Source organism: Streptomyces sp. C1-1 (assembly GCF_050214755.1).
Taxonomy (GTDB): domain Bacteria; phylum Actinomycetota; class Actinomycetes; order Streptomycetales; family Streptomycetaceae; genus Streptomyces.
On sequence record NZ_CP189826.1, the window covers coordinates 433,987 to 459,218 of the forward strand.

The 25,232-nt window shown below is 70.4% G+C and carries 22 protein-coding genes; 11 read left to right on the forward strand and 11 right to left on the reverse strand.

The features are described 5' to 3' along the window. Nucleotides 1-176 precede the first annotated feature (176 nt). The 3 genes from ACQF4J_RS01960 to ACQF4J_RS01970 form a co-directional block, all read right to left on the reverse strand. On the reverse strand, nt 177-2,339 hold the full coding sequence (locus ACQF4J_RS01960; RefSeq protein WP_427164327.1) for a SpoIIE family protein phosphatase: 2,163 nt from the start codon (nt 2,337-2,339) through the stop codon (nt 177-179). A gap of 246 nt (nt 2,340-2,585) precedes the next feature. After that, nucleotides 2,586-2,768, reverse strand: coding sequence for a hypothetical protein (locus ACQF4J_RS01965; protein WP_351576457.1), 183 nt, complete (start codon nt 2,766-2,768; stop codon nt 2,586-2,588). Between the two features lie 488 nt (nt 2,769-3,256). Then, nucleotides 3,257-3,454: a hypothetical protein gene (locus ACQF4J_RS01970; protein ID WP_427164328.1), complete on the reverse strand. Its 198-nt coding sequence runs from the start codon at nt 3,452-3,454 to the stop codon at nt 3,257-3,259. 379 nt (nt 3,455-3,833) lie between these two features. Here ACQF4J_RS01970 and ACQF4J_RS01975 point away from each other — a divergent pair, with 379 nt between their 5' ends. Beyond that, entirely contained in the window at nt 3,834-5,195 is a 1,362-nt protein-coding gene (locus ACQF4J_RS01975) for a bifunctional o-acetylhomoserine/o-acetylserine sulfhydrylase (protein WP_427164329.1), read from the forward strand. Beyond that, nucleotides 5,192-6,337: a homoserine O-acetyltransferase MetX gene (metX, locus tag ACQF4J_RS01980; protein WP_427168547.1), complete on the forward strand. Its 1,146-nt coding sequence runs from the start codon at nt 5,192-5,194 to the stop codon at nt 6,335-6,337. The genes ACQF4J_RS01975 and metX overlap by 4 nt, the downstream gene beginning before the upstream one ends. Before the next feature lie 270 nt (nt 6,338-6,607). Here metX and ACQF4J_RS01985 read toward each other — a convergent pair whose 3' ends face one another. Beyond that, entirely contained in the window at nt 6,608-7,087 is a 480-nt protein-coding gene (locus ACQF4J_RS01985; RefSeq protein WP_351805162.1) for an SRPBCC family protein, read from the reverse strand. Nucleotides 7,088-7,191: 104 nt separating this feature from the next. Between ACQF4J_RS01985 and ACQF4J_RS01990 the strand changes: the two genes are divergently transcribed. After that, nucleotides 7,192-7,950 carry a TetR/AcrR family transcriptional regulator gene (locus ACQF4J_RS01990; protein ID WP_351805160.1) on the forward strand — a complete coding sequence of 253 codons (759 nt, stop codon included), beginning with the start codon at nt 7,192-7,194 and terminating at the stop codon, nt 7,948-7,950. Between the two features lie 267 nt (nt 7,951-8,217). On the opposite strand, the gene ACQF4J_RS01995 is transcribed toward ACQF4J_RS01990, so the two are convergent. The 3 genes from ACQF4J_RS01995 to ACQF4J_RS02005 all read right to left on the reverse strand — a co-directional run bounded on the left by ACQF4J_RS01995 (nt 8,218) and on the right by ACQF4J_RS02005 (nt 10,351). Beyond that, nucleotides 8,218-9,162, reverse strand: a complete 945-nt coding sequence (locus tag ACQF4J_RS01995) for an NADP-dependent oxidoreductase (RefSeq protein ID WP_427164331.1) — start codon at nt 9,160-9,162, stop codon at nt 8,218-8,220. Between the two features lie 100 nt (nt 9,163-9,262). Next, the gene (locus ACQF4J_RS02000) at nt 9,263-9,835 is read right to left on the reverse strand and encodes an NAD(P)H-dependent oxidoreductase (protein WP_351576475.1); all 573 of its coding nucleotides are present in this window, start codon (nt 9,833-9,835) and stop codon (nt 9,263-9,265) included. Between the two features lie 48 nt (nt 9,836-9,883). Beyond that, complete coding sequence (locus tag ACQF4J_RS02005) at nt 9,884-10,351, reverse strand: cupin domain-containing protein (protein ID WP_351576478.1); 468 nt, start codon at nt 10,349-10,351, stop codon at nt 9,884-9,886. Between the two features lie 278 nt (nt 10,352-10,629). Between ACQF4J_RS02005 and ACQF4J_RS02010 the strand changes: the two genes are divergently transcribed. After that, complete coding sequence (locus ACQF4J_RS02010; protein ID WP_427164332.1) at nt 10,630-11,133, forward strand: MarR family winged helix-turn-helix transcriptional regulator; 504 nt, start codon at nt 10,630-10,632, stop codon at nt 11,131-11,133. Nucleotides 11,134-11,305: 172 nt separating this feature from the next. Continuing rightward, nucleotides 11,306-11,974: a Type 1 glutamine amidotransferase-like domain-containing protein gene (locus tag ACQF4J_RS02015; protein WP_351576489.1), complete on the forward strand. Its 669-nt coding sequence runs from the start codon at nt 11,306-11,308 to the stop codon at nt 11,972-11,974. 151 nt (nt 11,975-12,125) lie between these two features. Here the strand turns inward: ACQF4J_RS02015 and ACQF4J_RS02020 are convergent, their stop codons facing one another. After that, entirely contained in the window at nt 12,126-12,566 is a 441-nt protein-coding gene (locus ACQF4J_RS02020; RefSeq protein WP_427164333.1) for a helix-turn-helix domain-containing protein, read from the reverse strand. Between the two features lie 13 nt (nt 12,567-12,579). Here ACQF4J_RS02020 and ACQF4J_RS02025 point away from each other — a divergent pair, with 13 nt between their 5' ends. Then, nucleotides 12,580-14,637, forward strand: a complete 2,058-nt coding sequence (locus ACQF4J_RS02025; RefSeq protein ID WP_427164334.1) for an ATP-binding protein — start codon at nt 12,580-12,582, stop codon at nt 14,635-14,637. Between the two features lie 98 nt (nt 14,638-14,735). On the opposite strand, the gene ACQF4J_RS02030 is transcribed toward ACQF4J_RS02025, so the two are convergent. Further along, entirely contained in the window at nt 14,736-15,764 is a 1,029-nt protein-coding gene (locus ACQF4J_RS02030) for a helix-turn-helix domain-containing protein (protein ID WP_427164335.1), read from the reverse strand. Between the two features lie 52 nt (nt 15,765-15,816). On the opposite strand from ACQF4J_RS02030, the gene ACQF4J_RS02035 reads away from it, so the two are divergent. Beyond that, a complete protein-coding gene (locus ACQF4J_RS02035) occupies nt 15,817-16,212 on the forward strand; it encodes a cupin domain-containing protein (protein WP_351576498.1) in 396 nt (131 codons plus the stop codon). Between the two features lie 66 nt (nt 16,213-16,278). Here the strand turns inward: ACQF4J_RS02035 and ACQF4J_RS02040 are convergent, their stop codons facing one another. Next, the gene (locus ACQF4J_RS02040) at nt 16,279-17,229 is read right to left on the reverse strand and encodes a TIGR01777 family oxidoreductase (protein ID WP_427168548.1); all 951 of its coding nucleotides are present in this window, start codon (nt 17,227-17,229) and stop codon (nt 16,279-16,281) included. 128 nt (nt 17,230-17,357) lie between these two features. Beyond that, a complete protein-coding gene (locus ACQF4J_RS02045) occupies nt 17,358-17,747 on the reverse strand; it encodes a peptidase inhibitor family I36 protein (RefSeq protein ID WP_351576501.1) in 390 nt (129 codons plus the stop codon). Nucleotides 17,748-18,478: 731 nt separating this feature from the next. Here ACQF4J_RS02045 and ACQF4J_RS02050 point away from each other — a divergent pair. The 4 genes from ACQF4J_RS02050 (at nt 18,479) to ACQF4J_RS02065 (ending at nt 24,758) form a co-directional block, all read left to right on the forward strand. Further along, complete coding sequence (locus ACQF4J_RS02050) at nt 18,479-21,538, forward strand: hypothetical protein (RefSeq protein WP_427164337.1); 3,060 nt, start codon at nt 18,479-18,481, stop codon at nt 21,536-21,538. Nucleotides 21,539-21,542: 4 nt separating this feature from the next. After that, complete coding sequence (locus ACQF4J_RS02055) at nt 21,543-21,818, forward strand: DUF3253 domain-containing protein (RefSeq protein ID WP_427164338.1); 276 nt, start codon at nt 21,543-21,545, stop codon at nt 21,816-21,818. A gap of 260 nt (nt 21,819-22,078) precedes the next feature. Then, nucleotides 22,079-24,157 (forward strand): penicillin acylase family protein, encoded by a 2,079-nt coding sequence (locus tag ACQF4J_RS02060; RefSeq protein WP_351576510.1) that lies wholly within the window; start codon nt 22,079-22,081, stop codon nt 24,155-24,157. Then, entirely contained in the window at nt 24,150-24,758 is a 609-nt protein-coding gene (locus ACQF4J_RS02065) for a GNAT family N-acetyltransferase (RefSeq protein WP_351805154.1), read from the forward strand. Before ACQF4J_RS02060 ends, ACQF4J_RS02065 begins: the two co-directional genes overlap by 8 nt. Nucleotides 24,759-25,232: the final 474 nt, after the last annotated feature.

The window sequence follows — 25,232 nt, forward strand, 5'->3', positions numbered from 1 at the left end:
TGGCCCCGGCTGACGAGCTCACGCGCCGCCCGACCGAAGCCCCGTCACCGCCCGACCGAAGCCCCGTCACCGCCCGACCGAAGCCCCGTCACCGCCCGACCGAAGCCCCGTCACCGCCCGACCGAAGCCCCGTCACCGCCCGACCGAAGCCCCGTCACCGCCCGACCGAAGCCCCGTCACCGCTCGACCGAAGCCCAGACCACCTTGCCGGGCTCGGTCCACCGCACCCCCCACCGGGTGGTGAGTCCATGCACGACGTGCAAGCCACGGCCACCGTCGTCGAGGAGCCCGCCCTGGCCCCGCCGCGGCCTGCCGTTCCCGGTGTCGCCCACCTCGCACAGCAGCCCGTGCCCCGTCCTGATCAGCCGCACCGTAATGGGTCCGCCGGCGAAGCGCACCGCGTTGGCGACCAGTTCGTCCACGACCAACAGCACGCTGTCCCGGGTGTCGTTTCTGGTGCCCCACTGCCCCAGCAGCTCGGAGACCAGCGTGCGGGCTCGGGCGGCCGCGTCGCCGCGAGCGGGCAGACGCCAGGTCGCGGTGTCCCCCTTGCGGTAACCGATCATGCGCGCGAGCAGCAGGGTCACGTCGTCGCGCCGGCGCGGCGGCGCCAGCGCCGCGACCACGCGCCGCGCGGCCTGCTGCAGGGCGTCCCAGGGGTGCACCGAGGACACGGCGTCCGTCAGCCTGTCGATGCCCTCGTCGATCGACAGCGCGGGATCCTCCACCAGGCCGTCGGTGTACAGGGCGAGCAGCGAGCCCGGCGGCGCGGGGAACGTGTGCACGTCATACGGCTCCCGCAGCGCGAACTCGGCGCCCAGCCCGGGGTGGGGACGTATCACGACCGGCCCGGCGGGCCCTCCCGGGGGTACCAGGACCGGGGGAAGATGGCCGGCACTGGCCAGCGCCACTTGGTGGCTGACCGGGTCGTACACGGCGATGCAGCAGGTCGACCCGAGGGCGCTGTAACCGGCCGCCAGCCCGGACTCCGCGTCGTCCAGCAGTGACACGGTCTCGTCCAGGTGCTCCAGCACCTCGTCGGGCGCCAGCCCCGCGGACAGCAGCGCGCGGGCCTCCATGCTCAGCTGCCCCATGGTCGCCGCGGCTCCCAGGCCGTGCCCGACGACGTCACCGACCACCAGCGCGGTCCGGCCGTCCGGCAGCGGAAAGCTGTTCACCCAGTCGCCGCCGACGCCGGCGCTGTCGGGGGTGGCGGGCTGGTAGACGCTGGCGGTCTCGATGGTGTCGCCGCCGGAGCGTGGCAGCAGTCGGCGCTGCAACGCCAGCACCTGTGTGTGCTCGCGCTGGTGCTGACGGGCCAGGTCGACATGGTGGGAGGTCCTGGCCACCAGTTCCTGCAGGTCGAACAGCTCGCTGTCCTCGAAGGGACGGTCCGCCCGTCGCCAGACCTCCGCCACACCCAGAACGACGGGCGGCGCGCCGTCCAGGACCAGCGGAATACACGCCACACCCGCCGCCTCGTCGCCGGGCACCAGGGCACGTACCAGCCGCGCACTGCCGAGGACCCGTTCGATCGCCTTCCGGTCGGGTATGACGATGGCCTGCGCGGCATCGTCACGCCGTATCGCCTGCGACAACAGGCGACTCGCGTCGCCGGGAAGATCGACCCCCGGAGTCACGTAGCCGTCGGGCCACACCCGGTCCGGCACCAGGGCCGCCCGCCGCAGCCGGATGCGGCCCTGCGGCTGCTCGGTGACCACCTCGCCCGACCACACGGCGAAGTCGAGGTCGATGGCGGTCACGTCTCCCCAGGCCAGCAAGGACTCCGCGAGCGACTGGGCGGTCTCGCCGATGTCCAACGAGGTGCCGATCGCGGTTTCGGCGGCGTACAGGTGCAGCCTCTTGGCCATGGCGATCAGAGAGACGGTCAAGCCCTCCTGCGGCGCGGCGGCTGCCAGGATGCTCATCGAGACCACCAGCTCCGACCCGTCGCGGCGCCGCAGCCGCTGAACCCGGGCGACGTGCGGCTCACCGCTCTCGAGAACCTGCTGCAACCGCCGAGTGACCGTCGGTACGTCCCAGGGAGGCAGGAGATCGACGAAAGGGCTCCCGGTCACGGCCTCCACCCCCGCGAAGACGGGGGCGTCCAGATTGGAGCGGGTGATTCTCAGCTCCCGGTCCAGATTGACCGCGCCGAGAATTTGCTCCTGACGAGCGGGGGTCGGATCTGCGGGTACGGGGCGGCTGGCAGCGTTGTCGCCCTGCGGGTCGGCGGAAGCGGCGGCCGCTGCCGCCCCGTCGGCCGGCATGTACTGCCCCAAAGCGCTGCTGACCATGTCGAACGGTGACGCAGACGAGGGGGGTGGGGTGGAGTCCATGCGGCTCTCTCAGCTCGCTCGCCAACCCCGGCAGCGCGCCGGGGCCGTATCAGAACCCGGGCGACAGAGTCACCGAGATTCCTGACCGCAAAGCTCATTCAATAACACCTGGGGCGGCTTCGCCTACACCAGCGGATCCCACGGTGACCGCGGACAGTGCTCGGATCGACTGTTCTCGGAGCGGAAAGCTGTGCCAGGGGGAGCAGCGGCCACCGCTCCCCCTCACTCCGTGCGCCACCGATCGTCTCAGGCGATCGGATCCTCGGCCGTGATGGCGTCGCGGGTCGCCGCGAAGTCGGCTTCCGCTTCCGGATCGCGTTCCATCATGCGCTCCCAGAAATCTCCCGCAATCCACTCCTTCGGGCCCATGCTCAGCCCGCCCCGCGGATGGATCTCCACGCTCCACTGGGAAGGAATGACATCGGACACCTGCTCGAAGTACCTCCCGCCGTACAGACCGGCAAGGTCATGCGGCGAGTGCTCGATTCGCAGGGAGGAAGACCCGTCGCTCCGGACATGGAGTTCCAGTACGACGTATTCCTGTCCCGGGACGAAGTGGTACCTGCCGTCGAGAGGGTCGGGCGGTGTGTCCGGGGCACCCAGATAGCGGACTCTCACCTTGGCTCCCCTCTGCCCAGCTTCAGCCCGCCCCGCGGATGGATCTCCACTCAAGCGCGGAGTGGCGTCCTTGCCCGACAGGTCGGCTCCGTCGCGCGCTGCGAACTACTCCTTCAGGTGACGGTTCCCCATCGTAGAGACCCTCTCGATCTTCGTGGAGCGCACCGGGGCATCAAGGGGCTCGGCACGCTCCTGGGCCGGCTGGAGGCCGCGCATCCCGCGCCGGCGCTGGTGGCCCAGCACCTCAGCCGAGCCCGCGAGACGCGCGTCGCGAGAAGCCGGTGCGCTGTCCCTGCCCGTCAGGCGCCCGGGGCGGTCAGGCGGTCAAGGCGGTCAAGGCGGTCAAGGCGGTCAAGGCGGTCAAGGCGGTCAAGGCCCACGGTGGCACGGTCATCGTGCAGGACCCCGGAACAGCCGAATTCCAGGAACGTCCACGGGCCCGGGTCCGTGACCGCGATCGCAACGGGTTCGGCGGCCTGCGGTTCGTGCACGAGCACGGCGCAGAGGATCGTGAACGAGCTGCGCATACACAACCCGGAAAAGCTTCAGCGCTCGCTACGGCGGTGCTCTCATCGGAGGTGTGGTCCGCGCGGGGCCGGCGTGGTTGTGGCAATCGTGTTTCAACACCCCATGTCACGCTGACTGCCCGGCACAACCTGTGGTTCTCTCACTGCATGACCCTGCTCGTGACCCGCCGCCACGTCGACTACGTGCGTGTCACCAGCATGGGGTGTTCCAGCGCGAGCTGACGCTCCGCTCCGGCCTCCGGCCCCCTCCTTCCCCACCGCGCCTCGGCGACCTCCGCCATGCCTTCCTCCGGACGGCAGCCACGCGGTCTCTTCACGCACCCCCGCACGACCCGCACAAGGGAGAACCATGAGCCAGCCGATCGACTCCGTCACCGCCGGGCACACCCCCGAGGACGAACCAGCCGGCCCCGACACCTCGGCCTGGTCGTTCGAGACCAAGCAGATCCACGCCGGTGCCACGCCCGATCCGACGACAGGGGCGCGGGCGGTGCCGATCTACCAGACCACCTCGTTCGTCTTCCGCGACACCCAGCATGCCGCCGACCTGTTCTCCCTCGCCGAGCCGGGCAACATCTACACCCGCATCCACAACCCGACCCAGGACGTGTTCGAGCAGCGGATCGCCGCGCTCGAAGGCGGCGTCGCCGCGGTGGCCCTGGCCTCGGGGCAGGCCGCGGAGACCCTCGCCATCCTGACACTGGCGCGCGCGGGCGACCACATCGTCTCCAGCACGTCCCTCTACGGCGGCACCTACAACCTGTTCCGCCACACGCTGCCCAAGTTCGGCATCAAGGTGTCCTTCGTCGACGACCCGGACGATCTCGAGGCCTGGCGGGCGGCGATCCGGCCGAACACCAAGGCCTTGTTCGCCGAGACACTCGGCAATCCGCGCGGCAACGTCCTCGACGTACGGGCGGTGGCCGACGTCGCACACGCCGCGGGCATCCCCCTCATCGTGGACAACACCGTCCCGACCCCGTATCTGCTGCGGCCCATCGAGCACGGCGCCGACATCGTCGTGCACTCCGCGACCAAGTTCCTCGGCGGCCACGGCACCACCATCGCCGGCATCGTCGTCGACGGCGGCACCTTCGACTTCGGCGCGCACGCCGACCGTTTCCCCGACTTCAGCGAACCGGACCCCAGCTACCACGGCCTGCGGTACTGGCCCGCGCTCGGCCCGGGCGCCTTCGCCATCAAGCTGCGCGTGCAGTTGCTGCGCGACATCGGGCCCGCCCTCTCCCCGCACTCGGCCTTCCTGCTGCTCCAAGGCGTGGAGACGCTCAGCCTGCGCCTCGAACGGCACTCCGCGAACGCCCAGGCCTTGGCCGAATGGCTCGAACAGCGCGACGAGGTCGCCGTCGTGCACTACCCGGGCCTGGAATCCAACCGGTGGTACGAGGCAGGGCAGCGCTATCTGCCGCGCGGCGCCGGCGCGGTCCTGGCCTTCGAACTACGGGACGGGGTCGAGGCGGGCAAGCGGTTCGTCGACGCCGTCGAGCTGTTCAGCCATCTCGCCAACATCGGCGACGTACGCAGTCTCATCATCCATCCGGCGTCCACCACCCACAGCCAGCTGGACGACGCGCAGTTGGCGGCGACGGGAACCTCGCCGGGACTGGTTCGTCTGTCGGTCGGCATCGAGAACCTCGCCGATCTCAAGGCGGACCTGGAGGCCGGATTCCGCGCGGCGAAGGGCGCGTCCTGAACACCGTACTGGCGACCTCCGAGGTCCCCCTCCCACCGGCCTCCGGAGCCTGGCGGGAGGGGGACCCACCGGGGCGCCGCCTCTGGCATGTGCGGCAGAGACCACTGCCCTTGGAGGCAGGAGGTGAACTTCCCGCTGTGCGGCTGGCGTTCGAAACGTGGGGGCGGCTGGCGGCGGACCGCTCCAACGCCGTGCTGGTGCTTCACGCGCTCACCGGCGACAGCCATGTCGCCGGACCGGCCGAGGCCGGTCACCCCACTCCCGGCTGGTGGGACGGACTGGTCGGGCCCGGGCTGGCCGTGGACACGGACCGCTGGTTCGTCGTCGCTCCCAACGTTCTGGGCGGCTGCCAGGGCAGCACCGGACCGTCCTCGACGCGTCCCGACGGGAAACACTGGGGCGGGAGCTTCCCCTTTCTGACGCAACGCGACCAGGTCGCCGCGGAGGCCGACCTGGCCGACGCTCTCGCCATCGACCACTGGGCCCTGGTGATCGGCGGTTCCATGGGCGGGATGCGGGCCGTGGAGTGGGCCGTGTCGTATCCGGAGCGTACGAACGCACTCCTCCTGCTCGCCACCACGGCGGCGGCCAGCGCTGAGCAGATCGCCTGGGCCGATATCCAGCTCCACGCCATCCGCAGTGACCCTGACTGGCGTGGCGGCGACTACCACGACACGGGCCGCGCTCCGCACGCCGGACTCGGCCTGGCCCGCCGCATCGCCCACGTCACCTACCGCAGCGAGCCGGAGCTGCAGGTCCGCTTCGGTCGCACTCCCCAGCACCCGGAGGACCCCTGGAAAGACGGCCGGTACCAGGTCGAGTCCTATCTCGACCATCATGCCGCCAAGCTGGTGCGCCGCTTCGACGCGGGCAGCTACGTCGTCCTGGCGGACGCCATGAACGCGCATGACATCGGCCGGGGCCGCGGCGGTACGCGTGCCGCCCTGCGCCGCGTTACCGCCAGGACGCTGGTCGCCGGCGTGAACTCGGATCGTCTGTATCCCCTCCCCCAGCAGGCGGAACTGGCGGCCGGGATCCGCGCTGCGGATCACCTTCGGGTGATCGATTCTCCTTACGGTCACGACGGCTTCCTGATCGAGGTGGAGCAGGTCTCCGCACTCGTACGCGAACTCCTCGACTGACCGCGGTCGTCGAGGTCGGGTTGGAGCATCTCGCTGTCACAGGAGGGCTATTGGCACAGTCCGCGGCAGTCATCGTGTGCTCCTCGGCGGCAACTGGCGGGCATGGGGCAAGGCTTGACGGAGCCGTAAGCGAGCGCGGAGCAGCCGGTAGTCGGCACGGCGTGGGGGCCACGCGCGAACAAGGCCCCTGGATGACCAAGGACAGGGGCAAAGAGCCGTACCGGCCCGGACGGCATCAACAGACCGCAGGCTCACCGCGGCCGACAGTCGTCAGAGCGGGCGCTCGGGACTGCTGCCGGGGCGGAGCCTGCCGGCTTCATCGAGGTCGTTGAGCACTGCGGGCAGACCGACACGCAGCATCTTGCTCCGGACGCGGCCCAGGATCTGGGCCATGAAGAAACCGCCGACGCCGACGAAGCCCGTGTGGTCGTAGGTGAAGCGCGTTCCTGTGGCATGGGGCTCGAGCCGGTAGGTGACCTCGGTGGTGTCGCCGCCGCCGTGGTCGGTCCACGAGTAGCGCAGCAGGCGCGGCTCGTCCACCTCCAGCACGACGCAGTCGACGATGCCGCTCCAGCCAGGCTTCGGCTTGGCGATGAACTGGAACTCGGTGCCGACGGTCGTGGCAAATCCCTCCGGCCGCGCCCCGGCGCCGGTCGCCGTCCAGCGAGGGATGAGCGTTGGGTCGGTGACGGCGCGCCAGACCTTCGCGGCGGAATGCGGGTAGTCGCAGACGATGTGGATGGCGCTCATGGGTGCTCCCCGGCAGTGTGGGCATCTCACTGGAGCTTAACTTTACAGCGACTGAAAATATATAGTGACAGCAATAATCGCGTTGCTGAACTACGCTGCCCTGCATGAGCACGGTGGACTGGTCGGGATGGCGCGGACAGGCCGGGGAGCCCGCGGCCGAGGGATTGCGCGAGCGGAAGAAGCGTCTGATGCGGCAGCGCCTGTCGGACACGGCGACCGAGATGTTCCTCGAGCATGGCTTCGACGGCGTTCGCGTAGCGGAGATCGCCCGGGCGTGCGGTGTCTCGGAGAAGACCGTCTTCAACTACTTCCCCACCAAGGAATCGCTCATCCTGGACCTCGGCGAGGCCACGACGACCGCTCTGCGTACCCACCTGGCCGTCCCTGACCGCTGCCCGGTCGACGCGGTGCTGCAGGTCCTGTCCGACGAACTGCACAGCATGACGTCCTGGATCGCCGACCAGGAAGACCCGGCCCAAGCCGCCGCCACGATCAGGCGCTTCCGCGAACTGACCCGGTCCACGCCCTCATTGCGCGCCTATCACCATGACATGACCGAGCGGCTCATCGACGTCGCAGCCCAGGCGCTGGCCCAACGCACCGGGACGAGCCCGGACGACCCCGAGCCGCAGATCGCGGCGACGGCCCTCCTCGGGCTGTGGCCCATCCAGTTCCGGAGCCTGGGCAAGAACCTGCAGAGCACTCACACCCCCGAGCAGCTGCACCAGGCTGTGACCACCGACGTCCGCCGCGCAGCCAAGCTCATCAAGGCCGGCCTGGCCTCCTTCGCGGCCCTGAGCAAGCCGCCGACACCCACGCTCGCAACGCACCCAAAGCAAGAACAGGGCCCGCCGACTCGCTGACGCTCACAACCACGCCCCCGGAATGTGTCGAGGATGGTCGCGTCGGGCGGGAGATCCGGGTGAAGGATCCGGGAATCCGCGTCCTCGCGATTCGAGCGCAACTCTCCGACTGGTGTTTGCCGCCTGCGACTGACCTGGCCGAGGCCCTTTGACGCGTGGCCTGCCGCCCGCCGCCTCGAAGGCGACGGGCCGTCGCCGCAACTGGGCGGGAGGCAGCGGGCCTTGACGCGTTCCTCGGCCCGTCGCGGGCGGAGGCGGGCCGAGGTGTCAGCCTGCGGACGGGACGACGATGGCCTTGCCGTGAACAGCACCCTGGGCTGCTCGGGCGTGCAGGGCCGGCAGCTCGGCCAGCGGCACTCGCTCGGCGACGTCGATGCGCAGCTCGCCCCGGTCGACCAGGGCCACCAGTTGCGCCAGCTGGTCGGCGTCGCTGCGGACGAACAGGTCGATGCCCCGCACGCCGCGCTCCTCGTCGCTGGGGGCGGGCATCCACACCGTGGTGTTCACCACGACCCCGCCCGGGCGGACCAGGGCGAGCAGCGCGGCCAGTTCGGCAGGGTCGACCGGTGCGAGGTTCAGTGCGACGTCGACCGGTTCGGTCACCGCCGCGGTCAGGCTGGTGGTGGTGTGGTCGATGACTTCGTCGGCGCCGTTGGATGTGACCGCCTCGCTGCTGCGAGGGCTGGCCGTGGCGATGACGTGGGCACCGGCGTTCTTGGCCAGCTGCACGGCATAGCCGCCGACCGCGCCGCCGGCGCCGTTGATCAGCACGCGCTGCCCGGACGTCAGCTTGCCGTGGTCGAACAGGGCCTGGTAGGCGGTCAGGCCCACCACGGGCAGCGCGGCGGCGTCGGCCAGAGGGACACTCTTGGGCGCCGGAGCCAGGACTTCGGCCGGCGCGAGAACGTACTGCGCGGCGGCTCCGTCGCCGTCCATCGGCAGGAAGCCGACGACTTCGTCCCCGACGTCGAGTCCGTCCACGCTCGCGCCCAACGCGTCGACCGTGCCGGCGACGTCGATGCCGGGCGTGTGCGGCAGTACGACTGGGATGGGGCCCTGCATGAAGCCGCCGCGGATGTTGCCGTCGACGGAGTTGAACGACGTCGCGGCGACACGGACGCGGACCTCACCGGCCCCGGGAACGGGCTGCTCCACGTCCTCGTAGCGCAGGACGCCGGGGTCGCCGTACTCGTGGAAACGCACTGCCTTCATTTCGGTTCTCACCTTCACTGCGATCCATTTTGCTTCGAATTCGAAGCAACCGTTGACGACGACCGTACATCTGCTTCGAATTCGAAGCAAGTGCTGTCGGTCACTGCCGGTGCGCGCGCATCGCCCCGGCGAGTTCCGCGGCGGCTTGGTCGATACGGGCGTGCAGCCGCCCCCCGTCACTGCGCGCCGTGGTCCGCCAGTCGGCCGGGTCCGCGACGACGACCGTGGGCACCGGATCCGCGTGCACTCCGGTCAGGCGCGCGCGCATCCCCTGCGCGAGGTCGGGTGGCTGCCGGCCTGAGTGGCTGAGCGCCAGCAGCACCGGCATGCCGGAGAGGACTCCGTCCCCGAGGACGGCGAAGAACGCGTCGAACACCTGACTCGGGGATGCGGCAAGCACCGGGGTTGCCACTACCAGCCCGTCGGCCGCCACGACCGCCGCGATCGCCTCTCGTAGGTCGAGGCCGGCGCGGCCCTGGACGGACCGCTGGGCGAGGTCGGCCGTCAGCCGGTGCAGCTCCACCACCTCCACCTCGGCGCGCGCACCGCCGGCCGCCAGTGACCGGCACACAGCCTCCGCGACCCAGTCCGCGAGGCGACGCGTCGGACGCGGATGGTCGGTACCAGCGCTCACGACGGCCAGGGACACCGGGCTCCACGCGGCGGTGTTCATCCGGGCAAGGTGTTCATGATTCCTCCCTGCGGCCGGGCCGTGGTGCGGTCACCGGGGAGGGCCGAGGATGACGTTGCCGGACAGCTCCGCGGCTTCGGCGAGCAGCTGCGCGGGGATCTCGAAACCCTCCGGGCGCGGCTCGCGAAGGTCACGGCCCGCATGGCGGAACATCTTCTCCAGCCCTCCGGGGGTCGAGATGAGCAGCAGGTCCGCCTTCTCGGAGGTGATGCGGTAGCCGTGCGGAATGCGCCGCGGCAGGAAGACGATGCCGCCCTCGCGCAACTCGTGCTCCTCGTCGTCGGCCCACACCAGCGCCGAGCCGGACAGGAGCAGGAAGACCTCGTCCTCGTTGTTGTGCACGTGAAACGGCGGCGCCTCCCCCTTGCTGACATCGAAGCGGCCGACGGTCAGCTGCCCACCGGTCGCCTCCGCGTCGAGCAGGACGCTGAAGACACTCCCGCCGATCCACTCGAGCCGCTGCTGGTCCTCACGTTGTGCCAGGTAGGGAATACTCATGGCCGATCCTCGGAATCCGCGGGCGGCGGCGCCGTCCTCCTTGCCCCAAGCCTTCGCCGTACCACTGCCCGATCTCCATGTTCTGCGGTGCCCAGTCGGGTCCAACACTGCCCACACCGTGCGCTCGCACGAGTTCACGGCATCGGCCGGTACACATTCCCGCGCGCCCGCCCGGGGCGGCACCTGACCTCGCGTAGGGGCTACATTCCGACTCCACCCGTGGTGGCGGAAACGACGGCGGGCAACATTCTTCGAATTCGAAGCAGTAGACTCCGGTCATGCCCGATCCGTCACCGTCCCTCGACCCCGTGCAGCTCGGCGCCTACTTCGACCTCATCGAAGTGACCAGCCTGCTCCGGCATGCCGTCGAGCAGCAGCTGCGCGAGACCGGTGATGTCAGCTATGTGCAGTTCCAGCTGCTGGCCCGCCTTGGTGACTCGCCGACAGGCAGCCACCGCATGACCGACCTGGCCGACGGCGTCGTGTACAGCCGCAGCGGCCTGACCTACCAGGTAGGTCTGCTCGAAAAGGAAGGCCTGGTCGTCCGCGCTCCCTCGCCGGACGACGAGCGGAGCATCACCGTCACCATCACCGACGCCGGGCGTGAGCTGCTTGCGGCGGTGTTGCCGGGGCACGTCGAGGTGGTCAGCAGCCTCCTGTTCGAGCCGCTTTCGCGTGACGATGTCAGGGCTCTCGCCGCCCTGCTGGGGCCCGTACGCGACCACATGCGCTCGACGCCGCCTCGCTCGGCCGCGCCTCGCCGCCGCAAGAGCGGAGCCTGAGGACCCAACAGGCGGCGGGGGACGGGGACCGCAGCGGAGCGGGCCGCGGGATGATGCCGGGCGGCCGCGGCAGTCGCCGGTGAGCGCCCCGCCCTGATACGACCTTGCCATGCCGGTATCCGTGGATCCGGGGCTCGTTGCGCGCGCCCGTCAGCCGTGCTTGGCTCACCCGGTGAACCTTCTGCTGACGGCCAGTGGCCTGCGCAACCAGACGCTGCGAGATGCGCTGCGGGACATGCTGGGAAAGCCCTTCGGATCGGCGAACGTCGTGTACGTCCCCACGGCATCGGTCGCCGAGCCCGGGGACCACGGGTGGATGATCGCGGACCTGAACCGGCTGCACGGCCTCGGCTGGCGGGAGTTCGACATCCTGGAGCTGAACGGCCTGCCCCGGCCGGTGGTCCTCGACCGGCTGCTGCACGCCGACGTCATCTATGTCGAGGGCGGCAATCACTACCACCTCGCGCGCAGCATCACCGGCAACGGTCTGGCCGACGGCTTCCTGCAGGCTCTGGAGAACCGGGTGTATGTGGGGGTCAGCGCCGGGTCGATGATCTTCAGCCGTCATCTCACCGAACACTCCGCCGACGTCATCGGGGACACCGCGGACCTCCACGTGCTCGGCACGACGACCGTCGAGCCGCCGTTCGGCCTCTTCGACTGGTATCTCAAGCCCCACCTGTACTCGCCGGACTTTCCCGAACGGGACGACGCGTGGGCCGATCGCATCGCTGCGCGGGCGGACTTCCCGATCTACTTCATCGACGACGACACGGCCGTTCGCGTCAGGGACGGCAAGGTGGATGTCGTTTCCGAGGGCCGGTGGCGGTTCCATCCGTGATGCGACGGGTGGCGGGGGTCGCCCAGGCCCTGCGGCGGCACCGCGGCGAGCAGTACCACGTTAGAACAGGGATTACCCGGGACAACTGCGTTGCCGCGCAGGCCCGTTGATTCCGGCCGCCAAGCCAGACCGGACCCGTCCGGCCGAGTCGTCAGACCGGCCGTCGTGCGAATTGCGTCGGCGTCGCTTGGCCGTGCTTCTTGAAAGCCCGGATGAAGTGGCTGCTGTCGGTGAAGTGCCACAGCGCGGTGGCCCCGGAGACGTTGAGCCGTGATCCGGGGGCGGTGAACGCCGCGGCCGCTGCCTCCAGGCGCCGGCGGCGGATGTAGGCGCTGAACGACTCGTCCAGACGCGCGAAGGCCCGCTTCAGGGTGCGCACGGACACGTGCAGGTACGTGGCGATCGCGGCCGGCGACAGATCGACGTCGGTTTGGCGGACGTCGGCCAGGTCCTTGGCAGCTTGTGCCAGCGCCGGAGTGAAGGTGGGCTCTCGGTCGTCGGGAAGGTGGCCGGGCTGGCTGTGTGACCATGAAGAGGAGCCCGGCGGCGCGGCTGCGGACCGCCGGACAACCTTGACCTGGTGGAACTGCATCAAGGAGCGCGGATTGGGAGCGGCGGGACTGGCGGGCCGGCTGGCCGCGGCACGTGCCGGTGCACTGGTGGGCAGGGAACCGGAGCGGGCGGTGCTCGACCGGATGCTGTCGGGCGAGGCGGACGCTCCGCTTGTGGCCTACCTGCACGGCCCGGGCGGCATCGGCAAGTCCTCGCTGCTGCGCTACGCCGCCCGGCAGGCCGAGCTCGGCGGCCGCTCCGTGGTCCAGGTCGACGGACGGTTCCTCGACGCCGACCCGCGGCGGCTGGCGGAGGCCGCGGCCCCGGCGTGCGCCGAACCCGGCACGGTGCTGCTCATCGACACTTTCGAGCAGTGCCAGCCTCTGGAGGCGTGGCTGCGCGAGACTTTCCTGCTGCGGCTCGCCGAGGGCGCGATCGTGGTCGTGGCGAGCAGGGTCGCCCCCGACACCGATTGGTCGCTGGATCCCGGATGGGCGCAGTTGTTCACCGCCCTGGCCGTGCGGCCGCTGGACGCGGCCCAGTCCCACGCCTTGCTGGCTGCTCGGGGTGTCCCGGCCGAGCAGCGCGACGCGTTCGTCGCCTTCGCCGGAGGCAGCCCGCTCGCCCTCTCAATGGCCGCCTCCGTGCCCGCCACGGCACCCGGCGCACCGTGGGAGCCGACCGGTGACGTCCTGATGACCTTGGTCGAGCGGCTCGTGGGCGACCTGCCGAGCGCCGTCCACCGGCGCGCACTTGAAGTCGTCGCACAGGCCTACGTCACCCGCGAGCCCCTGCTGCGCGCGGTGTTGGGCGACGACGACACCGACACGGTGTTCTCCTGGTTACGCCAGCTCCCGTACATCGAGGCCACACCCGAAGGCCTGCACCCGCACGACGCGGTGCGGTCGACCCTTGAGGCCGACCTGCGCTGGCGGGACCCCGAGCGCTACGACGACGTCCGCGTCCGCATCTCCCTCGCGGGCCTCCAGGCCGTGCGCGGTGCCGCCGAGGATGACGTACCGCTGCGGGTCGCCGAGTGGATGTTCCTCTTCCGCAAGCAGGGCGGGCCCGGCAATCTGTACAACTACCGAACGCACCCACACATCGAGGACACTCCGCTCCGGCCCGAAGACGTGCCCGGCGTGCTGCGCATGGCCGAGGAAGCGGAGGGCCCGTCATCGGCGGCCGCGGTCGCGCACTGGATACGCCGCCAGCCAGAGGCCTTCCGCGTCCACCGCTACGCGGGCTCCCCCGCCCCCGTGTCGTTCATGGCCGTCCTGCGGCTGGACGCAGCACTGCCCGAGGACCGCGCCGAGGACCCGGTGATCGCGGCAGTCTGGGACCTCGTGGACGCGGCCGCTCCCCTGCGGCCGGGCGAGCACCTGGGCATCCGCCGTTTCGCGGTACAACCCGGCGGGCAGCAGCGGCCCTCGCCCCTGATGGAGCTCATCAGCCGGCGCACCATCGGCGAGGAGATGCGAACCCACGGACGCGCGGTGACCTTCACCGTCTTCGAGGACGCCGACCGGTGGGGGCGCTACCTCGCCGAGGCGGGTATGCCGGAGGTCGCGGCCGTGGAGGTCGGCGGGAGGCAACAGCACGTCTTCGGCCGGGACTGGCGACGGCAGACAGTGGAGGAGTGGGTGCAGTACCGGGCTCGCACCGCGGTCGCCCCGGTGGCGACTTGGCCCGCGACTGCCGCCACGAACGACCCGGGCGATCAGCCGGCGCGCGCCGCGTTCGCCGAAGGCGTGCTCGAGGCGCTACGCGTCTGGCACGTACCCCGCGAATTCGCCACCAGCGTCCTGCTGCGCTCCCCTCTCGTGCCGCCGGGCTCACCCGACCCGGCCGCGGACCTGCGCGGCGCCATCATCACCGCCCTCGACGCGATACAGATCGACCCCGCGGGCGTCAGGGCACACGAGGCTCTCACCGCCACCTACATCACGGCCTCCCGCACCCACAGGGCCGCTGCCCGACGACTCGGGGTGCCGTACGGCACCTACCGGCGCCACCTCGCCCTGGCCAAGGAACGCCTGATCGAACAACTCCTGCGACGACCGGCCCCGGCCTCCGCATCGACCCATCCACACGCGCCGCCGGAGGAGTGAGAAGCCGTTGCCATACCGATGGTGATGATGTGGGTCCGCCTCGACGGCCTCGCTCGCGTGATCCTTCGACTGCCGGGCACGCGTGGACGTCCCTGGCCTCAGTTGACCTCGGGCCCGAAGCGGCGCCTGTACGCCGACGGAGTGATGCCCGTCTCGCGACGCATCAGCGTGCGCAGGTTGGCGGCTGTGCCCAGCCCGCTTAGTCGTGCGACCACTTCGAAGCGTGACTCACCTCGCTCGATCAACCGGCAGGCCAGAGCGAGCCGTTCGCCCGTGAGCCACATCAGCGGGGTTGTTCCCAGCTGCGTCCGGAAGCGACGGTGGAGGGTTGCCGGGCTGACCGCCGCGCGCGCCGCGAGGTCCGCGATCGTGAGGGGTGAGTCGAGCCGCCCCTGCGCCCAGGACAGCACGGGCGCCAGGGACTCGCCGGGAAGATCGGGCATGGGGCGCTCGACGAACTGCCGTTGCCCGCCGTCGCGGTGGGCCGCGAAGACCAGTCGCCGGCTGACCGAGTTGGCGACCTCGGCGCCGTGATCGCGGCGGACGACGTGCAGCCCGAGATCGAGCGCGGCCGCGCTTCCCGCCGCGGTGAGGATGTCTCCGTCGTCCACGAACAGCACGTCCGGTTCGAGGTGGACGGCGGGGAAGCGGGAGCGGAAGGAATCCGCCCACTGCCAGTGGGCTGTGGCCCGCCGGCCATCGAGGACGCCTGCCTCGGCCAGAGTGAAGGCGCCGCTGCAGAAACCGATCAGGCGTGCGCCGCGCGCGTGCGCCCGTCGAATGGCGTCCAGCACCGCGGGCCGACGGGGCACCTCGACGTCAGGGCGGTTGGGGACGATCAAGGTGTCCGCTGTATCGGCCGCCTCCAAGCCGGCGACACCGGTGAGAGTGAAGAATCCGTCGCGCATCACGAGGCTGGGCTCGGGCGAGCAGAGCCGGAAGTCGTAGAGGTCGCGGCCGATCTCTGGCCTGCGCAGGCCGAAGATCTCGGTCGCACAGCCGAGCTCGAACGGGTTCGAGTTCTCGTCCACGACGACGACCACCCGGTGGACGCCCGCGGCCCGAAGCCGACGCGAATGCGACCGTGAGTACGAGTGCGAGTGCGAGTGCGAGGATTCTTTCGGCATATGCGATTCCTAGCACTCACGCCGCCAGTGCGAAACGGGCAAGGATTAACGCATGACCAACCAGCCGATCTCCCTCGCTCAGGCCCTGGCCTCCTTCGACGCGCTGTGGAGCCCGCGCATCGTGACGCGCGTCAACGACTACGACGTCCGGGTCGCCAAAGTCGAGGGCGAGCACATCTGGCACGTCCACGACGACACCGACGAGTTCTTCCTGGTGCTCGACGGAGAGCTGCACATCTCGTTGCGCGAGTCCGACGGGGAACGCACGGTCCACCTGCCGCGGGGAGCCGTCTTCACCGTCCCCGCAGGCACTGAGCACAAGCCGTACGCGCCGTCCGGAGCCTCCATCCTCATGTTCGAGCCGACCGGGACGCCGACCGTGGGCGACCGCCACGATGAGATCCCGGACCATGTGGACGCGACGACTGGACACAGCCTCAACACCTGAACGGCAGGGCGAGGCCGGACCTCCAACGGGTGACGGCCGCTGTCCGCGGATCTCGAGAGCCGGCTGTCAGCGGCCGACCCGTTTGCGCACCCGGCTCACCAGTTCATCCGCGGCCTGCGGCCACTGTGCGTACTGAAAGTCGAAGCCTGCCCCGGTCAGTCGGCCCGGTACGACTCGGCGGCTTTTCAAGAGCAGTTCGGTGTCGGAACGCAGAACGAACGCGCCGACCTCGGCCATCCGCTTGGTCGCGGGGAGACCTACCGGAACGCCCCACGCGGAGCGCAGGGTGCGTATGAACGCGCGTTGTGGCAGGGGGTGAGGAGCGGCCAGGTTCACCGGCCCCGCGATGTCCTCCCGGTCGATCAGGAACTCCACCGCGCGCACGAAGTCGTGTTCGTGGATCCACGACACGTACTGCGCTCCCCCGGCAACCGGACCGCCGAGACCCAGGCGGGCCAGTCCCAGCAGGACGGCGAAGACCCCGCCGGGGTCCGGGCTCATGACCATGGCCGAGCGCAGAGCCACCTTGCGCGTGGCGGGCGTTGCTGCCTGCTGCTGGGCCTGCTCCCAGGCCTTGGCGATCTCGACACTGTAGGCCCAGTAGTCCGGCACACCTGGTTCGGCACCGCCGATGACGCCGGTGGCCTCGTCGTTGGGGGCGTCGAAGCGGTGCGCGTAAACCGTGGCGGTACTCATCTGCAGCCACACCCGGGGCGGTCGGGCAGCGCCCGCGATCGCGGCGCCCACAACCCGGGCGGAGTCGACCCGGGAGTCCATCATCTCTTGCAGATTGGCCGGCGTGTATCGGCAACTCACCGTGCGTCCAGCCAGATTGATCACGACATCGCTGCCGTCCACCGACGCCGTCCAGGGCCCCAGGCTCTGACCGTCCCACTGGATCTCGCCCTCGCGCCCGGGGCGTCTGGTGAGAATCACGACCTCGTGTCCGGCGGCGTCCAGAGCGCGCTTCAGGACCGCGCCGACCTGTCCGGTACCCCCGGGAATCACAACCTTCACCGTCTCCTCCTCCTTCGCCTCAGGTGAGCCTAGACGAAAGAGTTGAACACGTTCAAAATTGGGGCCCCCGCCGCTCTGGCACCTTGGTGTGCTTCCGGTGCATCGGCGCTTGGCGCGGCCCCGCAGCATCAGCACTCGCCGCGCCACACCAGACTCTTGATCGTGACACCTGACGCGAACCCACGGATCGCGTACTCACCGGGCCCGGGGTTGTAGTGCAGGCAGCGATCCCAGGTTTGGCCGTTGAAGGTCCAGGTGACCTGGATGTGGTCGGCACCCGGGTAGCGGACACCGTTGTTGAAGACGGATCCGCCGTTGCTGCCGAAGGTGTGCGAGCCGTACCAGTTGTGCTCGGTCCTGATCACGGTGGGTCCTCCCGTGACAGAGCTGTCCCACACGCAGACGTTGCCCTTGGGACAGTCGGGCGGACTGGCCTCCGCCGACGCGGTGGGAGCCGTGGCGATGACACCCGCCAGCGAGGCGGCCGCGGCCAGGGCTACAACGATCTTCTTGTCCATATGACACAACCCCCGGGTCGGGTACGCAGGGGCGTCACGGTGCCGCGCGGAATCCGTCTCGCGCGGCCTACGCCCCCTGGTGACGCGCTTCAGCCTCGCCGCGCCGTCGGCATCGGGGCAAACGTTTTGACCCTCGTCGAAACCAACGGGTTGCTCGGGAACGGTCGGGTCCGGTGGACTCGCAGTCCACGGCCACCCGGCCGACATCCGTACGCCACCACGTACGCGGAAGACTCGGGAGGGAAGACGGCGTCAGCGGCCCTCACCTCGGCGAAGGGTCCGCTGCGCAAGAGAGCGACCGCATCATCCGTCGGCGGAACGCCAGAAACCCGTGTTCCGAAAGCGCCACCAGTACAGGACAGTGCGATCGTCGGGCCACGCTGCCAACTGGGTTCCTCTGCACGCGCAAGGGTCATACCCGCACCGACTGCCGCTGGACTGGCGGTCGGACACCCGACGAGCCCGCGAAGCCAGGGGCCGTCGCTCAGGGGAAGCTGTCCGGCGGTACTGCGTTTGCGCTCCCATGACCGGCAAGGCCGGCTCCGACGATCCACGCACGACGAGCGCTCCTCTGCCGACCGCCGACCTGGACGGGTCGCACGTGTCTGTCCGAAGCGAGCGGCAAGCAGCCGTAATCATTCAATGGGCGCCTATTGACGACAAAGTACCTTGTATCACCCGGCGTTCCCCCTACGCTCGCCTCCTGTTTCTCAGAATCCGGGAGGCCCCGCGTGCCCCTGCCCCATCGGACGAGCGAGACCGATCTCGTCCTGCCCAGCGGCTTCGACGACATCGTCCGCGTCATCGACCGTTACGTCGTCGACCGGCGAACGGGGGTACCGTCCAGGCGACGCAGCGCGAGACACCGGCTGCCCGCTCTCCTGTTCACTCGCGAGTCGGCGGCCGGCGCGACCTCGGAGGGCGCCGACACGGTCGGCATCGCGGCAGGCGACACCCGACGGGGCGAGCCCGACCCGGCGCTCTCCGCCCTGGTGCATGTCTACCACCACCGTCTGGTGCGGCTCGGCACCGGTGAAACCGGACACCTGGCCAGCCTCGTGCCGCACGCGATCGTCGACGAGGATCTGCTCAGCTGCGACCCGTCCGGGGAGGACGCCGACGGCCAGGACGGCTCGCACGTAAGGCTGTTGGACCGGGTGGCCAGGCAGCTGCGCGCCACCATGCCGGACGGTTCCGGCACCTTGCGTCTACCCGAGTTCGACGTCTGCCTGGCGGTCCTGCGCGCCACCATCCCCGCGGGGGACGTGGCGGAGGAGCGGCGGGCGCTGCGGGACCACGTCTACGACAAGTGCGCCTGGAAGTTCGGGTTCGCCGCTGAGGTCAGCGCCCTCGGCAACGAACTCGGCGCCAAGCGCTGGTCGGCGATCACCAAGGTGTTCACCACCCCCCTTGCGTGGCTGTGGCGGTGGCTGTACGGCCGCCGGATCGACCGCGGCCGCCGCTTCCGCTGGGTCGGCGGGATGCTGGACGAGCCGGGGCGCAGCTTCCTCAACGCCTCCATGTCGTTGCGCGACGCGCATGTGCGGTCCCGGTCCCAGAGCCGGGCCGATGAGGGAACGACGGCCGATCCCGGGGTGGCGGCGGCCACCGCCAGGTCCGCGGCCTCCGCGGTGGCGGCCCGCGACGAGGCCGTGGTCCGGCAGATCCTGCTGACCGCCCTCATCCACGACCTGGCTCGGGCGGCGCGCCCGCCGGTGTGGAGCGTGCGAAAGCCCCGGCGGCGATGGCCCTTCGTGCTGCTGCTGCCGACGGTCGGCGGCGAGGACTCTCCCAGTCGCAGACTCCTCAACTCCTTCTCCGCCGTGTCCGAAGAGACCGCGAGCTGCCCGCTGTTCGTCCTGGGCGTCAGCACGGCCGACATCCCGCCGTACGCGGCCGGTCTGCCCCGGCCCGGCATCTCGGGTCAGGGTGTCCGGCCGGGCGGCCAGGGCGCCACAGCCCGGGCGGTGGGTTCGCTGCTCGCCGCGGGCGCTTCCGGGCAACCGGTCGAAGCCGTCTGTACGGTGCCGCTGTCGCCGGTGCCCGACAACGGGACGAGCGCCGAACGGCCCGTTGTACGGCGGCCCGTGCGCTCCCGCGAGGCACGCGGACGCGACTGGCTGCTTCCCGGAGCCGCCACCACGGTCGCCCTGGCCGTGGCGGCCGGGCTCGTCGCCGCGCTCCTTCAAGTGCCCGGACTCGGAGGGCCGCACCACCCCGCGGCCAAGCCCGCGTCCCGGTCCACCGACACCTGGTGTCCACGCGTCCACACCGGAGAGCGCGTGGGACTCACCGACGGCAGCGACCGGTGCGATCTCGCCCACGGTTTGTACGCGCACGAACTGCGTTCCCTCGAGGACCGGTTGGGCCGGCAGAACGCGAAGGTCGACCGTTCCAAGCCGTATCGCACGCTGGTCTTCTTCGCCCCGCTCAGCGTCGGCTCCGCGTCACGTCGGACCGTGCCCACCGGGTTCCAGATGCTGCGGGGCGCGCTGCTCGCCCAGAAGCAGGTCAACGACCTCAACCTCAACACCCAGATGCCGATCCGGCTGCTCATAGCAAACGCCGGGGAGTACTTCAGGTTCGGGTCGCGCGGCGGACTCAACACCAAGAACCACAGCCGTGTGGACGTGGCTCACATGATCACCGATCGGGTCAGCAGCGACCACATCGCCGGTGTCATCGGCCTCGCGCAGAGCCGTCCGGAGTCCCTCCAGGCGGCCGTCGAACTCGACACCCAAGGTGTCCCGGTCCTCGGCACCGGCGTCTCCGGCCAGCGCATGGTGCGGGACTCACCGGTGTCGTACGTCCAGCTCTCCGCCCCGGATGAACGGGTTGCCCGCGTCATGGCGTCCTTCGCCCGGCGCTCACCCCGGCTGGCGGCCTTGGCCAAGGTCACCGCCGGGCATACGGCGCCCGCCGCCGTGCTGGTCTTCGACCCGAAGGACACCTACTTCAGCGTCGACCTGAAGGACCGGTTCACTCACGCCTACGGTTCGGCGGGGCCCGTATACCCGGTGCCGTACGGCGAAGCGAGCAAACAAAGCCAGACGCCCTCCGTCGCAGCCAGGATCTGCGCGCTCATCCGCAGCACCGACGGATTCGTCCTCTACGCGGGCCGGTCCAGCGTCATGTACGACCTGTTCTACTACCTGCAGAGCGACAAGCAGTGCCACACGCACCAAGGTCAGATCGCCGTGCTGGCGGAGAGCCCGGCTCCCCATCTGATACAGCACCCCGAACTGATGGCACAGCAGTACGACTCCCTCCGTCTCTTCTACAACCAGTCCGGCCTGCCCGAGAGCAAGGGGCCCTTCGCCGCGGACTTCAAGGAGGAGTACGGAGTCCCCGTCGACAGCGACGCGGCCGGCGGCTACGACGCGGTCAAGGTCTACTTCCGGGTGATGAACGACATCATGGACACGGACCCGTACTTCACCCCGAGCGCGGTCGTCACGTATCTCCAGACGACCGGACTCACCGACTTCGTGGGTGAGTCGGGGATCATGACCTTCGGGAAGGGACGCAAGTACCCGGTGAACAAGGAGGTCGACATCCAGGAGATCACCAGCGACGGCACCACGAAGAATCATCTGCCCACCGGACGACTGAGAGCCGCCGGCGGCCAGGCTGTCGATGGCTTCCCAGGCGGCGGGCCGGTTGGCGCTTGGCCTGCCGCCTACCTGCCACGCAAGGACGACTGGACGATCGCGGAGGCGGCCGGGCATCCGTCCCGCACCTCGTGTCGGCACGATCTCTTCCAGCGACCCTCCGATGCGGTGCCACACTGAATGCATGGCGGAGACGGACAGGCAGTTCGCCCAGCGGCTGGAGACAGCGATCAGGAGACTGCTCGAGCGCCGCGCCGACACGGCTTCGGTCTGTCCGTCCGACGTGGCCCGCGAGGTCTACGAGGGTGACGACCAAGGCTGGCGCGAGCTGTTGGAACCGGTCCGCCAAGCGGCATGGCATCTGGTGGCGGTCGGTGAAGTCGCAGTGCCCCAGGGCGGCCGGCCCGTCACGGAGTCCGAGGCACACGGACCGATTCGCATCCGTCGCGCACGCCGGTAGCCGCCGTCGGCCGCGGTAGCGCAAACACGCTGCGGGCCATCACCGACCTCACGGTTCGCTCCGCCGACTCGCCCGGCCCCACGGTTCGCTCCGCCGACTCGCCCGGCTTCCGGAGCCGATCTGCGCCGAGGCACCGCCAGACCAAACCCCTGAGGGCGCTGGTCAGTGCCGGAGGGGCTGAGTGCGTCGGTGTCTCACCGCTCCCGTACGATTCCGGAGAGCAGATTAGGCAAGGCTTACCTAAAGAATGGAGGTGTCGGGTGGGCTCCGAGATCCACCGGGACACCTGGGGCATCCCGCACCTGCGAGCCGACGGCGTTCACGAACTCGCCCGCGCCCAGGGTACGGTGACCGCCCGTGACCGGGCCTGGCAACTGGAGGTCGAGCGGCACCGGGCGCAGGGCACCTCAGCGTCCTTCCTGGGACCGCAGGCACTGTCCTGGGACGTGTTCGCCCGCCGCGCGCGACTCGACGACACGGCCCGGCGCTGCTGGGCCGCACTGGAGGAACGCGACCCCGAGACGGCGCGGTGGGTCCGGGCGTACGTCGACGGCGTCAACCAGGAGCTGCCCACCACCACCGCCCCGGAGTTCGCCCGTGCCGGCCTCACCCCCGGCCGCTGGGAGCCCTGGACCCCGCTCGGCGTCTGGCTCGCCACGCACATCCTCTTCGCCGGGTTCCCGGCCAAGCTCTGGCGGGACCTGGCGGTACGGCACCTCGGCCCGCGGGCGGTGGGGCTGTTCGCCACGGACGGGCCCGGCACCGCCGGCAGCAACGGCTGGCTGGTCGGCGGGGCCCGGACCACGACCGGACAGGCGATCATCGCCGGCGATCCGCACCGTTTCATCGAGGACCCCGGCGTCTACCAGCAGATCCACCTCGTCTGCCCCGACTTCGACGTGGTCGGCCTCGCCGTCCCCGGCATCCCGGGCATCGCCCACTTCGGCCACACCGGCACGGTCGCCTGGGCCATCACCAACGCCATGGCCGACTACCAGGACCTCTACCGGGAGCGGCTGCGGCGAACCGGTGCGGGCGTGGAGGCCCTCGGCCCGGACGGGGTGTGGCGGCGGGCGTTGCGGCAGGTGGAGACCGTGCAGGTGGCAGGGGAGGCGCCCGCCGAGACCGAGGTCATCGAGACGGAGCGCGGACCCGTGATCGCCGGGGGGCCGGAAGGGCTCGAGGGCGGCGTAGCGGACGACGAGCCCGTGGCCCTGGCCCTGCGCTACCCACCCCGGGTGACTGGAGACCTCGGCTTCAGCGCCCTGCTCCCGCTTCTGCGCGCCCGGCGGACCGCCGACGTGGACAGGGCCCTCGATCGGTGGGCCGAACCCGTCAACGTGGTCCTGGCCGCGGACACCGAGGGCGGGGTGCTGCACCGGGTCGCCGGTCGGGTGCCGGTGCGCTCCGAGGCCAACCGCACCCGGATCGTCCCCGCCTGGGAGCCTGGACACGAGTGGCGGGGCTGGCACGAGACACCCCGAGCCGAACCTGTCGGCGCCGTCGCGGTGATGGCCAACGAGCGCGGGCCGGCCACGCCCCTCGGCGTCGAGTTCGCCCCGCCCCACCGCGCCGAGCGCATCGCCGCCCTGCTGGCGGGGAAGGACTGTTGGTCGCCCGCCGACATGCCCGCGATCCACACGGACACCCATCTCGGCTCCGCCGCACCCCTGTTGGACCACCTGCGGGCCTTGACGGACCTGTCCCCCGAGGCCGCCGCCCTCCGCGACCGCCTCCTGCGCTGGGACCGCCGCATGGACGCGCGGAGCACCGACGCGGCCGTCTACGCAGCCGTGCGCGGCGCGGTCGTACGACGGCTCGCCGCGCACCCGGCGTTCGCCGCGCTGGCCGCCCCACCCGCCTGCCCGGAGCTCTTCCTCCCCTGGCTCGCCCTGCTGCCGCGGATCGCCTTCGCCCTCGAACACCTGCTGGGCGCAGAGGAGTTGTACGGCGTCGACCGGCCGGCGACCGTAGTGGCGGCCCTCGAGGAAGTGGCCGCCCGGTCACCGGCCGCCCGCTGGGGCGAGAGTCACCGGCTCGCCCCCTGGCGGGCGCTCGCCGCCACCCCGGACGACGAACCCGGCCTCTCCGGCGACCACGACTGTGTGCTGTGCACCTCGTCCGTGCCCGGCCTGACCGATCTGAGCGCGCGGGGGCCCGCCGCCCGTTACGTGTGGGACCTGGCACGGCGGGAGAACAGCCGGTGGGTGGTGCCCTTCGGGGCCTCGGGAGTGCCGGGCTCACCACATCACCGCGATCAGCTCCCCCTGTGGGTCAGGGGAGATCTCGTCCCGGTCGTCACCGACTTCGAGCAGCTCACCAAGGAGAGCGATGCCTGATCCGTACGACACCCGCACCGCCGTCCACGAGCAGCACCTCGACGGTTACGGCACCGTCCGCATCCTGCCGCTCGACCCGCACGCGGACGCGGACGTCGTGCACCGCTGGGTGCGTGCGGAACGAGCCGTGTTCTGGGGCATGAACGGGCTCGGCCGAGAACAGGTCACCGAGATCTACACGCACATGGCCGGGCTCGACACCCATCACGCCTTCCTGGTCGTCAAGGACGGCGAGCCGGTCGCACTGCTCCAGACCTACGAGCCCCAGGCCGACCGTGTCGGCGAGTGCTACGAGGTGCGGGACGGCGACATCGGGGTGCATCTGCTGCTCGCGCCCGCCGGTGAAGGCGGCGCACGGCCGGGATGGTCGCAGTCGCTGCTCGCGGTCGTGAACGCGTACGTGCTGCCGGGGCTGGGCCGGCACCGGATCGTCGTCGACCCCGATGTGCGCAACGACAAGGCGATCGCACGTTTTCTACGGCAGGGCTTCGAGACGGGGCCGGTCGTCGTCCTGCCGGAGATCGACGTCCCCGACGTGTACCTGCCCGAGAAGACCGCCCAACTCGCTTTCCTGGAAAGGACGGCAGCCTTCCCCACGTGACTCCCGTACGGCCCCGGCCCAACTCACCCCGACAGGAGGGGCATTGCAGGAACACTCCGGGGCGGTTGACCGTTCATCCAAACGTGGCTGCGGAGGGGACAGCGTCCCCGGGCCTCACCTTCCGCCCATGGGGACGATCGTTCGACTGAAGCCCCATGGAGCATCCCGCCGAGAGGCGACCGCCCTCCGCTCGCCACCGCTATCGGCCCCGGCTGGTCTCCCCCGTCCAGCCGGGGCTCTTCTCCGCCGGGGCGAAGCCGACCGGTGAACAGAACCGCCTGAATCTGCCGATCACGCACGGCGTTGACGCGCGACGGAGGGGCTTGAGTGAGTGTCAGGTCCATCATGCCTGGTCGGAGCAACTTTCGGTAGGACGAAGCGCACGCCCGCCCGGCCTTGTTGCGGGTGGTGCCGTACCCGCAGACTCGTCGTCATCCACTCTCCGGCCAACGGGCCGGCATCCGTCATCGGCTG